Origin of the sequence: Pseudoduganella buxea, assembly GCF_009720835.1 — a bacterium.
GTDB classification, from domain to species: Bacteria; Pseudomonadota; Gammaproteobacteria; order Burkholderiales; family Burkholderiaceae_D; genus Rugamonas; species Rugamonas buxea.
The window spans coordinates 26359-39334 of record NZ_WNKZ01000061.1 but is presented as its reverse complement, the minus strand read 5'-3'; the positions used below and the strand labels follow the sequence as shown (position 1 = coordinate 39334).

The window sequence follows — 12976 nt, the reverse complement described above, 5'->3', positions numbered from 1 at the left end:
CCCGCCACGCGGGGCCCGTCGTCGTCGCCACCGGCGATGTCACGGACGCGGGCGGCTGGTTCGCCGGCAGCGGCGACGACCGCCTGGCCGGCGGCGCGGGCAACGACACGGTGAGCGGCGGCGACGGTTTCGATACCGTCGTCTACGAGGGCCCCGCTTCGGCCATGCGGCTGATGCTGGACGCGGCCGGCCACGTGCTGGTGACGAGCGGCGGCGACACGGACCGCATCGTCGGCATCGAGGCCGCCGAATTCTCCGACAAAACGGTGGACCTGGGGTTCACGGCGCTCGATGCCGCCACCCTGGCGAACGTGGGCCTGCTGTACCAGGCCGTGCTGGACAGGGCCGGCGACATCGGCGGCGTCGCGTGGTGGGCCGGCCAGCACGCGGCGGTGGGGCAACTGGCGGCCGCTTTTGCCGGCTCGGCCGAGTTCCAGGCCCGCTACGGCGCCTTGAGCGATGCTGCCTTTGTCGCGGCGCTGTATGAAAATTCCGGCCTGGCCGCCACGGCCGCCGGCGGCAGCGCGGCCTGGGAGGACTATCTGGGCCAGCACAGCCGCGCCGAGCTGGTGGGCACGTGGATCGCGCAGGATGCGGTGCGCGATGCACAATTTGCCACGGCGGGTCTGTGGCTGGTATGAAGGGCAGCTCTTCCATTGGTAATAGCTATTGGTCTGATTGAACCAATTAGCTTTGCCAATGCGTGGTGGGGTCGTAGAATTGCTCCACGTTAAACACGAGTCCAACACCACAGAGGAGCAAGCCCATGAGCCAGCAGATCACGACCGCGTCCGGCATACCCGTCGCCGACAACCAGAATTCCGCCAGCGCCGGCTCCCGTGGGCCCCTGCTGCTGCAGGACTTCCACCTGATCGAGAAACTGCAGCACTTCAACCGCGAGCGCATTCCGGAGCGCGTGGTCCACGCCAAGGGTTCCGGCGCCTACGGCAAGTTCACCGTCACGCATGACATCAGCCGCTATACGAAGGCCAAGCTGTTCTCGGCCATCGGCAAGGAAACGGAAACCTTCCTGCGCTTTTCCACCGTCGGCGGTGAAAAGGGCAGCGCCGACACGGAACGCGATCCGCGCGGTTTCGCCGTGCGTTTCTACACGGAAGAAGGCAACTGGGACCTGGTCGGCAATAACACCCCCGTGTTCTTCATCAAGGACGGCATCAAGTTCCCCGACTTTATCCATACCCAGAAGCGCCTGGCCCAGTCGAACCTGAAGTCGCCCACCGCCATGTTCGACTTCTGGAGCCGCGCGCCCGAGTCGCTGCACCAGGTGACGACCCTGTTCTCGAGCCGCGGCACGCCCGACGGCTACCGCCACATGGACGGTTTCGGCAGCCACACCTTCAGCCTGATCAACGATGCCGGCGAGCGTGTCTACGTGAAATGGCACTTCAAGACGCAGCAAGGCATCAGGAACCTGACGGCGCCCGAGGCCGTGCGCCTGGCGGGCACCGATCCGGATTACGCCCAGCGCGACCTGTTCAACGCGATCGCCGCCGGCGACTTCCCCCGCTGGACCGTGTTCGTGCAGACGGCCACGGAGCAGCAACTGGCCGAGTGGGAAGCGCGCACGGGCTGGAACCCGTTCGACCTGACGAAGGTATGGCCGCACGGCGATTTCCCGATGCAGCAGGTGGGCGTGCTGGAACTGAACCGCAATCCGCTGAACTACCATGCGGAAGTGGAGCAGGCCGCGCTGTCGCCGGCCAACGTCGTGCCGGGCATGGGCTACTCGCCGGACAAGATGCTGCAGGCGCGCCTGTTCGCCTACCACGACGCCCAGCTTTACCGCGTCGGCACCAACCACCAGCACCTGCCGGTGAACGCGCCACGCTGCCCGTTCCACAACCAGCAGCGCGACGGTGCGATGGCGCTGGCCAACGGCGGCGCCGAGCAGAATTACGCGACGGTGGAAGCGGCCGGCACCAACCCGCAAGGCCTCGGTCATGGCGAACCGGCGCTGGCCCTGAACGGTCCGGCGGCCCGCTACGATGCGCGCGGGGTGGAAGACAACTACACCCAGGCCGGCAACCTGTTCCGCCTGTTGGCCGCCGACGAGCAGCAGAACCTGTTCGACAACCTGGCCGGCCCGCTGTCGCAGGTGCCCGACGAGATCGTGCTGCGCCAGCTGGCGCACTTCGACGGGGCCGATCCCGCCTATGGCGCCGGCGTGCGCGCTGCGTTGAAGGCACGGGGCCGCAATATCGACTGAGCGGCGCCTGCCGCCAGCACGGGAACGGCAAGCCGCGTGGCTTGCCGTTTTTGCGTTAACCCCGCAAAGCGAGGACAATAGCGCCATCCGTTTTCATGAGACGACCGAACAATGACAATCAAGATCAGCCAGAATTTCGACTCCGGCGCCATCGAGGTGGTAAGCCTCGCCGACCCGGCCAATATCGAACTGAAACTGCGCAGCGACTCGCACGCTGACATCCACCAGTGGTTCCACTTCCGCGTGCAGGGCGCGCGCGGCCAGGCCCTGGCACTGCGCTTCACCAATGCCGGCCAGGCCACGTATGCCAAGGGTTTCGAGGACTACAACGCAGTGGCCAGCTATGACGGCGAAAACTGGTTCCGCGTGCCGACGTCCTTCGACGGCCAGGTCATGACGATCCGCCACACGCCGGACCTGGACAGCGTGTACTACGCCTACTTCGAGCCGTATTCGTGGGAACGCCACCTGCGCCTCCTGGGCGAAGTGGCGGAGAACCCCATCGCCCGCGTGCACGACCTGGGCTCCACCGTCGATGGCCGCGACATGAACCTGGTCGTCGTCGGCAATCCCCAGGCCGAAAAGAAGATCTGGTTCATCGCGCGCCAGCACCCGGGCGAATCGATGGCCGAATGGTTCATCGAAGGCCTGATCGACGCGCTGCTGGACGACGCCAACCCGATCGCCCGCAAGCTGCTGCAACGCTGCGTGTTCTACATCGTGCCGAACATGAACCCTGACGGCTCCGTGCGGGGCAACCTGCGCACCAACGCGGCCGGCGCCAACCTCAATCGCGAGTGGATGACACCGAGCCTGGAGCGCTCGCCCGAGGTGCTGTGCGTGAAGGAGAAGCTGCACGCGACGGGCGTGGACATGTTCTTCGACATCCATGGCGACGAGGCGCTGCCGTACAACTTCGTGGCCGGCAACGAGATGCTGGAAAACTTCACGCCCGAGCAGCGCGCGCAGCAGCAGGCCTTCATCGACCGCTACAAGGATGCCAGCCCGGACTTCCAGGACAAGGTGGGCTATGCCGCCAGCAAGTACCGCGAAGACATGCTGACCCTGGCGTCGAAGTACGTCGGCCACCATTTCGGCTGCCTGTCGCTGACCCTGGAGATGCCGTTCAAGGACAACGCCGACCTGCCCGTGCCCCACGTGGGCTGGAACGGCGCGCGCAGCGCCGCCCTTGGCGCGGCCATCCTGCAGCCGATCCTGCTGTCGCTGAAGGACTGAGATGGGCGTCGAGATCGAACGCAAGTTCCTCCCCGCGACCGACGGCTGGCGCCAGCAGGGCCAGCCCGTGCTGATCCGCCAGGGCTACCTGTCCTCGCATCCCGAGCGGGTGGTGCGGGTGCGCATCTACGGCGACGAGGCATTCATGACGATCAAGTCGAAAGCCGTCGGCGTCACGCGGGGCGAGTGGGAGTATCCGCTGCCGCTGGACGATGCCCAGGAGTTCCTGGACCGCCTGTGCGAGCAGCCCATCATCGAAAAATACCGGCGCCGCATCGACCATGCCGGCTTCACGTGGGAAGTCGACGAGTTCCTCGGCGTGAACGCGGGGCTGGTGGTGGCGGAAATCGAGCTGCCGTCGGAGCGTCAGGCCTTCGAAAAGCCGGAATGGGTCGGCGTGGAAGTCACCGACGATGCGCGCTACCTGAACTCGAACCTGATCCGGCATCCGTTTTCAAGCTGGTGATTGCGCAGAGCCCGCCACGTGCGGGCTTTTTCTTACGTTATTGTCAATGCCCGTAGGACACGTCCCACTTGGCGAAGACCGGTACGCCGATGCAATACTCGCTGTGGCCTCGGTAACCTGTCTTCACGGCCGATAAAAAAAGGAGACCACCATGCGCGTTTCACCCTATACCGCAGCTTCCGCCACGGCAGCGTTCCTGATCACCATCATCGCCGGCGCAGGACATGCGCAGACGGCAATGGAGTCCATCAAGAACAAGCCGGGCAGCGTCGGATTGCAACCGACCCAGGCCAACAGTACCAGCGCCGCCACGATGCCGGATAACGGCGAGGCCCGCAAGGAGCGCAAGACGGGACAGCAGAACACGATTCCCCGTTCTGGCAATGTGTCGGGCAATGCCAATGCGAAGAACGGCGGCGCCAGCGGCGAATCCGGCGCGGCCGGCGCGACGGGCAGCTCCCAGCCGGCGCAGGCGGTACCAGGCGATACGGCGCGGCGTGCCGGCCATGATGGCGCCGGTACGTCGGGTCACGGCTCGGGCAAGGCCGACAGTCGCACGGACAGCAACAGCAATGGCACGCAAGGGCGCAGCAATATGACGCACTGAGCGACGCACTGGGTGACGCACTGAGTCGCGCACCGGATTGTCAGCATCGGCCCGGCTTCGACGCCGGCGCTGGAATAAAAAAACCTCGCCACGGCGAGGTTTTTCATTGGATCGAACGGATCAGTGGAAGTGCTCGGTGCCGGCGGGGGCATCCTCCGGCATTTCCGCATGGACCAGTTCGCCCGACGGGTCGGCAAACAGGGGCGCGCCGCAGTCGTCGCAGTACTCGGCCACGTAGCGCTCCCCCAGCTTCTTGATGACGGAGACGCCGGCTGCATTCAGGTGCTCGACGATTTCCTCGACGGGCGTGCGCGGCTGCAGCAGGTTGGCCAGGCCACCGGCCAGCGGCCCTTCGGGCGGCGTGCCTTCCTCGTCTTCCTGGCCGTACAGGGGCCACACGACACCGTAGATGACGTCCGCATCGGCGCGGCGCGTGAAGGCCACGCGGTACTCGTCGATCTGGCCGTCGGCCGCTTCCTCGCCGAAGCCGGCGATGACGGCGCGCAGCTCGGCCGGCTCGCAGGCCAAGGTGTGCGTCAGGTAGTGGACAGCGGCGCGGATCGACACGGGGCGGATCAGCTTGTCCGCTTCGCGGCAGGCCATGTAATACGCTTCCGGCAGCAGCAGCTCGATGCCGCAGCCGGGCAGCAGGCGCGCCACGGTGGGCTCGGCCTGGGTGCGCCATGCTTCCAGCGCCGTGCGGCGCTCGTCGGCCTGGTGCAGGTGCGCACCGGCCATCTGCCAACGGAACAGGGGCCCGCCATGGGGCGTCACGACGGCCGCCATCAGGTAGCGGGTATCGGCCAGGAACGGCGCGGTCTCGGGCGGCTTCACGTCCGACTTGACGGCCACGCCCTTGATGGCGGCCTGCGCCAGCTTGTTCATCTTGGCGTAGGTCTCGGCATGGGTGCGCGGCAGCTGGTCGATCGAGAACAGGTTCGATGCCATCGCCAGCTTCGTGCCGTCGGCCAGCAGGTGGGCCGAGAAGTGGGCCGACAGGGTGTTCAGGACATCGGCGGGAATCGGGCCGGACGCGATGTTGTAGCGGGTCCAGGCCAGGATCGGCGCGGCCACCAGCAGCACGTCGTACTGGACGGCATCGCCGTCCGTCTCGACGGTGATGGTGGCCGATTCGCTGACCGCTTCCACGCTGTCCATCAGCACGTCGTACCCGTTCAGGTCGACGGAGAACAGGCTGTTCAGGGCGGCGTCGACGGTGTCCTGGTGACCCGTCTTCAACAGTTTGTGCAGCTGGGTATCGAGCGCACGTTCCCAGCTGCGCTCCTCGAGGCGGCTGGCTGCCTGGCCGACGGCCTGGGCAAGTGTGGAAAGGCGCTGGCTGTCGGCGGACAATTTGGCAGATGAATCTTTGGATGGGCGACGCATGGCGCTAGGAATCTCGGTCAGTGTAAAAAACTTATCAACCGTATTGTAGTTGATTCGCACGGCGTCTGTGCCCGCAGGGGAACGGTCGCGTGAGATGTTGCTTGAAAAATGCGTTCTGCTCCCGCCTCGCCGGCCCATTTCCCTGAGAAATATTGCCTGAAAAATGGGGTCTGTCCCCATTTTTCGGGCAATAAAAAACGCCGGCGAAGCCGGCGTTTTGGGCGGAGCAGGGGACGCTTACGCGGCCAGCAGCTGGCGCAGCACGAATGGCAGGATACCGCCGTGCTTGTAGTAGTCCACTTCGATCGGCGTGTCGATGCGCAGCAGGACCTTGACGTCCTGCCGGGTGCCGTCTTCGCGCTTGATCACCAGGGTGACGATCTGCTGTGGCTTGATATCGCCTTCCAGGCCCACCAGGTCGTAGGTTTCCTTGCCCGTGATGCCCAGCGATTCGACGCTGTCGTTGCCGATGAACTGCAGCGGCAGCACGCCCATGCCGACCAGGTTGGAGCGGTGGATACGCTCGAACGAGCGCACCAGCACGGCCTTCACGCCCAGCAGCTGGGTGCCCTTGGCGGCCCAGTCGCGCGACGAGCCGGTGCCGTACTCTTCGCCACCGAAGATCATCGTCGGCGTGCCTTCGGCCACGTACTTCATGGCCGCGTCGTAGATCGACAGCTGTTCGCCCGACGGCTGGTGGATCGTGATGCCGCCTTCGACTGCCGAACCGTCCGGCTTGGCCGGGATCATCTTGTTCTTGATACGCACGTTGGCGAAGGTGCCGCGCATCATGATCTCGTGGTTGCCGCGACGCGAGCCGTAGGAGTTGAAGTCGGCTTTCAGCACGCCGTTGTCCTTCAGCCATTTACCGGCTGGACCGTCTTCCTTGATCGAACCGGCCGGGGAGATGTGGTCGGTGGTGATCGAGTCGCCGAACACGCCCAGGGCGCGCGCGTTGCTGATGCCGGTGGCGGCGGCCTTCGGCGTCATCTCGAAGCCTTCGAAGAACGGTGGTTCGGCGATGTAGGTCGAATCGGGCCAGTTGTAGACCTGGCCTTCGGTCGACGACACGGCTTCCCACAGCTTGCCCGGGTTGCCCTTGACCTGCGCGTAGTTTTCCTTGAAGACCTTGGAGTTCATGGCGAACTTCATCAGCGCATTGATCTCGTCCGAGGTCGGCCAGATGTCGCCCAGGTAGACGTCGCGGCCGTTCGTGCCCTTGCCGACCGGTTCCGTCATCAGGTCGCGCGTGATGTTGCCGGCGATGGCGTAGGCCACGACCAGCGGTGGCGAGGCCAGGAAGTTCGAACGGATGTTCGGGTGAATCCGCGCTTCGAAGTTACGGTTACCGGACAGCACGGCCGAGGCCACGATGTCGTTGGTCTGGATGGCCGCGTTCAGTTCCGGAGTCAGGTCGCCCGCGTTGCCGATGCAGGTGGTGCAGCCGTAGGCCGTCACGCCGAAGCCCAGCTTTTCCAGGTAGGGCAGCAGGCCGGCGGCGGTCAGGTATTCCGTCACGACGCGCGAGCCGGGGGCCAGCGAGGACTTGATGTGCGGTGCCACCGTGAGGCCGGCTTCCACGGCCTTCTTGGCCAGCAGGCCGGCGGCCAGCAGCACGCTCGGGTTCGACGTGTTGGTGCAGGAGGTGATGGCGGCGATCAGGATGTCGCCGTTCTTGACCTGCACGTTGTTGGTGGTCTCGTAGACGCGGGTCAGGTCGGCCGGGTCCTTGTTGAAGCCGTTCTGCGACGTCGGCTTGGAGAACAGGTCGGTGAAGGTGGCCTTGACGTTGCCGATTTCGATACGGTCCTGCGGACGCTTCGGGCCGGCCAGCGACGGCGTCACCGAGGCCAGGTCCAGGTGCAGTTCGCGCGTGAAGTCCAGCTCGCCCGCTTTCGGGATGCCGTACATGCCCTGGGCCTTGAAGTAGGCCTGGAAGGCGGCGATCTCTTCCTTCGTGCGGCCGGTGCCTTCGAAGTAGTCGATGGTCTTGTCGTCGACGGGGAAGAAGCCCATCGTGGCGCCGTATTCCGGTGCCATGTTGGCGATCGTGGCGCGGTCCGTCACGGTCAGCGATTCGGTGCCTTCGCCGAAGAACTCGACGAACTTGCCGACGACCTTCTCCTTGCGCAGCATTTCCGTGATGGTCAGCACCAGGTCGGTCGCCGTGCAGCCTTCGCGCAGCTTGCCCGTCAGGTTCACGCCGATGACGTCCGGGGTCAGGAAGTACACGGGCTGGCCCAGCATGCCGGCTTCCGCCTCGATGCCGCCCACGCCCCAGCCGACCACGCCGATGCCGTTGATCATGGTGGTGTGCGAGTCGGTACCGACCAGCGAGTCAGGGTAGTACACGCCGCCGTTGTTGTGCACGCCGCGTGCCAGGTATTCCAGGTTGACCTGGTGGACGATGCCGAAGCCCGGTGGCACGACACCGAAGGTGTCGAAGGCCTGCATGCCCCACTTCATGAACTGGTAGCGCTCGTTGTTGCGCGAGAATTCCAGCTTCATGTTCAGGTCCAGCGCCTTCGGCTCGCGGAAGTGGTCGATCGTCACGGAGTGGTCGACCACCAGGTCGACCGGCACCAGCGGCTCGATTTTTTTCGGGTTGGCGCCCATCTTGTAGGCGACGTTGCGCATCGCGGCCAGGTCGGCCAGCAGCGGCACGCCGGTGAAATCCTGCAGCACGACGCGGGCGACGACGAAGGGAATCTCGTCCGTACGCTCGGCGGTGGCGCCCCAGTTGGCCACCTGTTTCACGTGCTCTTCGGTGACTTTCTTGCCGTCGCAGTTACGCAGCACGGACTCCAGCACCACGCGGATCGACACTGGCAGGCGGGAGATCTTGGCGCCCAGGGCCTGTTCCAGCGCGGGCAGCGAGTACAGCTTGCCCTTTGTCTTGCCCGAAATCGGGAAATCCTTGAGCGTGTTGAATGTGTTGTGGGGCATAACCTCTCCTTCAGGTGGGTATCTTCGGCACTCCCGGACCGTCGCCGCGGGAGTGCCGTCATTTTGAAACTACGATAGTGCTAAATTATTGCAGGACGATTGCAAGACGCCGTTCAGCCCTGTGGCGCCGGGGCCGGCGCGGCAGCCTGCGTATTGCCCGGCGCGGCCGGCGGTGGCGCCGGTTGTGCGTCGGGCTGCGCCGCCGGCACGATGGCCGGTTTCAGCTGCTCGTCGTTGCGGCATTCGTTGGCCAGCTGGCGGTTCAGCTTCGAATCGAGCAGCATGCCCTTGGCGGGAATGCCGATCCAGATCAGGCCATAGGTCTTGTTCTCGAAGCGCTGCGCACCGGTTGTCGTGGCCACCCGCGTCAGGCGGTGCAGGCGCTTCTTCCAGCGCAGCGCGATATGGCTTTCGTCCTCGGTGTTCTGGTACAGGGTGACCTTGTTGCCCAGTTCGCAGTTGAAGTCCGTCACGTTCGAGCCCAGCACGTCGGGTTCGTCCGCTTCCGGGTCGGCTTCCTTCGGCGCGGGGGCGGCTTTGGCGGCCTTGGCCTTGCTGGCCTTGGCCTTCGGCTTGGCGGCGGCTTTCTTGGTCTCCGTCTTCTTGACGGGGTCGGCCGCGAGCGCGGCAGGGGCGGCGCTCGCCAGGGCCAGGGCCAGGGCGGCGGCAATCAGTCGGGAGATGGACATTACTTGGTATCCGTAGCGGTGGGTTTCGGGTCCAGCAGCGCGGCGGCCGATTCCGGCAGCGGCAGGCCGGCCAGCCGGGCGCGCTGCAATACCGTCCAATAGTAGCGGTAGCTGGCGCGGTCGTGCAAGCGGCCGTGCTGGTTGATGGGACCCCATTGGACTTTCGCGGCCTCGTGCAGGATGGCCGCGGCCTCGTTCATTTCGGACAGGCGCGGCGTGAAGGCCTTGACGATGGGCTTGATCTGGCTGGGGTGGATGCTCCACATGCGCGTGAAGCCGAATTCGGCGGCGGCGCGCTGGGCATCCGTGGCCACCACGGCCGAATCCTTGATCTCGGTCGTCACGTTATGCGACGGCACCTTGCCATAGGCATGGCAGGCCGCCGCGATTTCCAGCTTGGCGCGCACCACAAGCGGGTTGCTGAACTGGTTCGGCGTGCGCATGGCGTTGGCGGGAATGGCGCCATAGTGGCTGGAGACGAAATCCATGATGCCGAAGGACAGGCATTCGACCTGGGGCAGGGCGGCGATGGCGAACACGCCGCGCAGGGCGCCGTGCGTTTCGATCAGCACGTGCACGGGCAGGTTCTGGCGGCCGGCCTTGTGGGCGTGGGTATTGATGGTCTCGATGGCGCGCATCACGTCCTGTACGCTGTCCGGCTTGGGCAGCACGATGTAGGCGACGTTGTGGGCGGCCGTGCCGACGATGATCTCGATATCGCGCGCGAAGTGCGGGCTGGCGACGTCGTGCACGCGGGCGCCGATACGCTTGTGTTTGTTGCCGGCGTCGTTCAGCAGCTCGGCCACGAGGCGCGCATGGGCTTCCTCGCTGCCGGCGGCGGCGCCGTCCTCGCAGTCGAACGTGATGTCGAACACGGGGCCAAGCTCTTGTTGCAGGGCCATCGATTTGCGCATCAGCTTCTCCGAGCCGGCGTAGTGATCGCAGGCTGGCAGAAGCAGTGGCTGGCGTTCGCCCTGGAATAAAACCTCGGATGGGTGCATCGTTGCGTTGCTTGTCTTGGGTATTGCCTGGCTTGAAGAAGAGACCGCCGCGCGGCCCGGGGGCAGCGCGGCGGATGTCGTGGCGCAAGACTTCACGCCTGGGACGGCTTACGGCAGCAGGTGCTTGACGCCTTCGCGCTCTTCCGTCAGTTCCTTCAGGGTCAGGTCGATGCGCTCTTGCGAGAATGCATCGATTTCCAGGCCCTGGACGATCGTGTACTCGCCGTTTTCCGTCGTGACGGGGAAGCCGAACATGGTGCCTTCAGGAATGCCGTAGGAACCGTCCGAAGGAACACCCATCGTGGTCCACTTGCCGTTGGTGCCCAGCACCCAGTCGCGCACGTGGTCGATGGCCGCGTTCGCAGCCGACGCTGCCGACGACAGGCCGCGTGCCTCGATGATGGCGGCGCCGCGCTTGCCGACGGTCGGCAGGAACACGTTGGCGTTCCATTCCTGGTCGTTGATCAGGTCCTTGACGGACTGGCCGTCGACGGTGGCGAAGCGGTAGTCGGCGTACATCGTCGGCGAGTGGTTGCCCCACACGGTCAGCTTTTCGATGTCCTTGACGGCCTTGCCGGTCTTGGCGGCAACCTGCGACAGGGCACGGTTGTGGTCCAGGCGCAGCATGGCGGTGAAGTTCTTGGCCGGCAGCGACGGTGCCGATTTCATGGCGATGTAGGCGTTGGTGTTGGCCGGGTTGCCGACCACCAGCACCTTGACGTTGCGCGAAGCGACGGCGTCCAGCGCCTTGCCCTGCACCGTGAAGATCTGCGCGTTCGCTTCCAGCAGGTCCTTGCGTTCCATGCCAGGGCCGCGTGGACGGGCGCCGACCAGCAGGGCCACGTCGGCATCCTTGAAGGCCGTCAGCGGGTCGCTGTGGGCGGTCATGCCGGCCAGCAGCGGGAAGGCGCAGTCGTCGATTTCCATCATGACGCCCTTGAGCGCTTTTTGCGCTTTTTCGTCAGCGATTTCAAGCAGTTGCAGAATGACTGGCTGGTCCTTGCCGAGCATGTCGCCGTTGGCGATGCGGAACAGCAGGGAATAGCCGATCTGGCCGGCGGCGCCGGTGACGGCAACACGCATTGGGGTTTTAGCCATGATGAATCTCCAAAGTGGAATAAAAAATGAAGCTGACCTGCGTGGCAGCGTGCGGCGGGGCAGCGGGCACTGCTGATTCCTGACGCATTCGTTGACGCTTTCGTTTAATGCATTCTTTCCAACGCATTCGGTACCTGGGCGTAAAACCGCCGCACCAAAACTGCAATGATACCAAATTAGCCCTCCCGTGATGCCCCTGGCTTGGAGGAATTTACCGGCCGCCGGTCCCGCCCGTTGCCGGTGCGGTGCGCCACGCGCGCGCGGCGAAGACTAATATCGACGGCGAGTGTAGGCCTCATGCAACGGTCTGTCAATGCTATCTTATGTCTTATATAAGACATATAACTTAGAGGGTTTATTACTGGACGGGCAAGGGCTTTTGTGGTGAAATCGTGGTCTATGAACCCCGTCACGCCCAACCAGACCAGCCCAGGCAGCACTGCAAGTGCGCCGGCGGCACCGGCAGCGGGCACGGCGGCCGTCCCGGCAAATGCCGCCGCGCCCGCACCGACCTTCTCCCCGCTGTACCAGCAGATCAAGGCCCTGATCACGCAGAGCCTGCAGTCCGGCGAGTGGAAGCCGGGCGAAATGATCCCCAGCGAAGTGGAACTGGCCAACCGCTACAAGGTCAGCCAGGGCACCGTGCGCAAGGCGATCGACGAGCTGGCGGCGGACAATCTGGTCATGCGCCGCCAGGGCAAGGGCACGTTCGTGTCGACCCACCACGAGGCGCGCGCGCACATCCGCTTCCTGCGCCTGCGCCCGGACGAGGGTGTGCCCCATTACCCGGAAAGCCGCTTCCTGGAAGTCAAGCGCCTGCGCGCCCCGGCCGACGTGGCGCGGCTGCTGGAACTGAAATCCGGTGACGCCATCATCTATATCAAGCGGGTCCAGTCCTTCGACGGCATTCCCACCATCATCGAGGAGCAATGGCTGCCGGGCCAGCTGTTCAAGGGCCTGACGGCCGAGCGCCTGTCCGAATACAAGGGGCCCATGTACGGCCTGTTCGAGTCCGAATTCGGCACGCGCATGATCCGCGCCGACGAGAAGGTGCGCGCCGTCGTGGCCGGGCCGGACGAGGCGGTGCTGCTGCAGGTCGAGCCGGGCACGCCCCTGCTGTCGGCCGAACGGGTGTCGTTTACCTACGGCGACAAGCCGGTCGAGCTGCGCCGCGGCCTTTACCTGACCACGCGCCACCATTATCAGAACGACCTGAACTAGCCGCTAGCATGACCCGTTGTTGGATGGAGCGGCGCAACATAATTTTCGTTATATGTAACAATAGATATTGGTCGATGCTGCGAAATAGGCGAAAATCGC

At 64.9% G+C, this 12976-nt stretch carries 11 protein-coding genes; 6 read left to right on the top strand and 5 right to left on the bottom strand.

The features are described from left to right. The 5 genes from GM672_RS18930 to GM672_RS18910 all read left to right on the top strand — a co-directional run. Nucleotides 1-641 (top strand): DUF4214 domain-containing protein (locus GM672_RS18930; protein ID WP_155472093.1); only part of this gene is annotated, 641 nt, incomplete at its 5' end. 125 nt (nucleotides 642-766) lie between these two features. Beyond that, a complete protein-coding gene (locus tag GM672_RS18925) occupies nucleotides 767-2227 on the top strand; it encodes a catalase (RefSeq protein ID WP_155472092.1) in 1461 nt (486 codons plus the stop codon). Between the two features lie 111 nt (nucleotides 2228-2338). Continuing rightward, nucleotides 2339-3463, top strand: a complete 1125-nt coding sequence (locus GM672_RS18920) for a M14 family metallopeptidase (protein ID WP_155472091.1) — start codon at nucleotides 2339-2341, stop codon at nucleotides 3461-3463. A 1-nt stretch (nucleotide 3464) separates the two neighbouring features. Further along, nucleotides 3465-3929 carry a CYTH domain-containing protein gene (locus GM672_RS18915; RefSeq protein ID WP_155472090.1) on the top strand — a complete coding sequence of 155 codons (465 nt, stop codon included), beginning with the start codon at nucleotides 3465-3467 and terminating at the stop codon, nucleotides 3927-3929. 151 nt (nucleotides 3930-4080) lie between these two features. After that, nucleotides 4081-4536: a hypothetical protein gene (locus tag GM672_RS18910; RefSeq protein WP_155472089.1), complete on the top strand. Its 456-nt coding sequence runs from the start codon at nucleotides 4081-4083 to the stop codon at nucleotides 4534-4536. A 120-nt stretch (nucleotides 4537-4656) separates the two neighbouring features. Here GM672_RS18910 and GM672_RS18905 read toward each other — a convergent pair whose 3' ends face one another. From GM672_RS18905 to GM672_RS18885, 5 genes are all read right to left on the bottom strand, one after another. Then, a complete protein-coding gene (locus GM672_RS18905; RefSeq protein WP_155472088.1) occupies nucleotides 4657-5922 on the bottom strand; it encodes a DUF2863 family protein in 1266 nt (421 codons plus the stop codon). A 237-nt stretch (nucleotides 5923-6159) separates the two neighbouring features. Then, a complete protein-coding gene (acnA, locus tag GM672_RS18900) occupies nucleotides 6160-8868 on the bottom strand; it encodes an aconitate hydratase AcnA (RefSeq protein WP_155472087.1) in 2709 nt (902 codons plus the stop codon). Between the two features lie 113 nt (nucleotides 8869-8981). Further along, on the bottom strand, nucleotides 8982-9557 hold the full coding sequence (locus tag GM672_RS18895; protein ID WP_229417812.1) for a hypothetical protein: 576 nt from the start codon (nucleotides 9555-9557) through the stop codon (nucleotides 8982-8984). Beyond that, entirely contained in the window at nucleotides 9557-10558 is a 1002-nt protein-coding gene (locus GM672_RS18890; RefSeq protein WP_155472086.1) for an HpcH/HpaI aldolase/citrate lyase family protein, read from the bottom strand. The genes GM672_RS18895 and GM672_RS18890 overlap by 1 nt, the downstream gene beginning before the upstream one ends. Before the next feature lie 108 nt (nucleotides 10559-10666). After that, the gene (locus tag GM672_RS18885; protein WP_155472085.1) at nucleotides 10667-11656 is read right to left on the bottom strand and encodes a malate dehydrogenase; all 990 of its coding nucleotides are present in this window, start codon (nucleotides 11654-11656) and stop codon (nucleotides 10667-10669) included. A 399-nt stretch (nucleotides 11657-12055) separates the two neighbouring features. Here GM672_RS18885 and GM672_RS18880 point away from each other — a divergent pair, with 399 nt between their 5' ends. Then, nucleotides 12056-12877, top strand: a complete 822-nt coding sequence (locus GM672_RS18880) for a GntR family transcriptional regulator (RefSeq protein WP_155472094.1) — start codon at nucleotides 12056-12058, stop codon at nucleotides 12875-12877. Nucleotides 12878-12976 lie beyond the last annotated feature (99 nt).

Excerpts from the sequence above, each read along its gene's own strand:
- GM672_RS18925 (WP_155472092.1), top strand. The coding sequence starts at position 767 with ATGAGCCAGCAGATCACGACCGCGTCCGGCATACCCGTCGCCGACAAC.
- GM672_RS18920 (WP_155472091.1), top strand. The coding sequence starts at position 2,339 with ATGACAATCAAGATCAGCCAGAATTTCGACTCCGGCGCCATCGAGGTG.
- GM672_RS18915 (WP_155472090.1), top strand. The coding sequence starts at position 3,465 with ATGGGCGTCGAGATCGAACGCAAGTTCCTCCCCGCGACCGACGGCTGG.
- GM672_RS18910 (WP_155472089.1), top strand. The coding sequence starts at position 4,081 with ATGCGCGTTTCACCCTATACCGCAGCTTCCGCCACGGCAGCGTTCCTG.
- GM672_RS18905 (WP_155472088.1), bottom strand. The coding sequence starts at position 5,922 with ATGCGTCGCCCATCCAAAGATTCATCTGCCAAATTGTCCGCCGACAGC.
- acnA (WP_155472087.1), bottom strand. The coding sequence starts at position 8,868 with ATGCCCCACAACACATTCAACACGCTCAAGGATTTCCCGATTTCGGGC.
- GM672_RS18895 (WP_229417812.1), bottom strand. The coding sequence starts at position 9,557 with ATGTCCATCTCCCGACTGATTGCCGCCGCCCTGGCCCTGGCCCTGGCG.
- GM672_RS18890 (WP_155472086.1), bottom strand. The coding sequence starts at position 10,558 with ATGCACCCATCCGAGGTTTTATTCCAGGGCGAACGCCAGCCACTGCTT.
- GM672_RS18885 (WP_155472085.1), bottom strand. The coding sequence starts at position 11,656 with ATGGCTAAAACCCCAATGCGTGTTGCCGTCACCGGCGCCGCCGGCCAG.
- GM672_RS18880 (WP_155472094.1), top strand. The coding sequence starts at position 12,056 with ATGAACCCCGTCACGCCCAACCAGACCAGCCCAGGCAGCACTGCAAGT.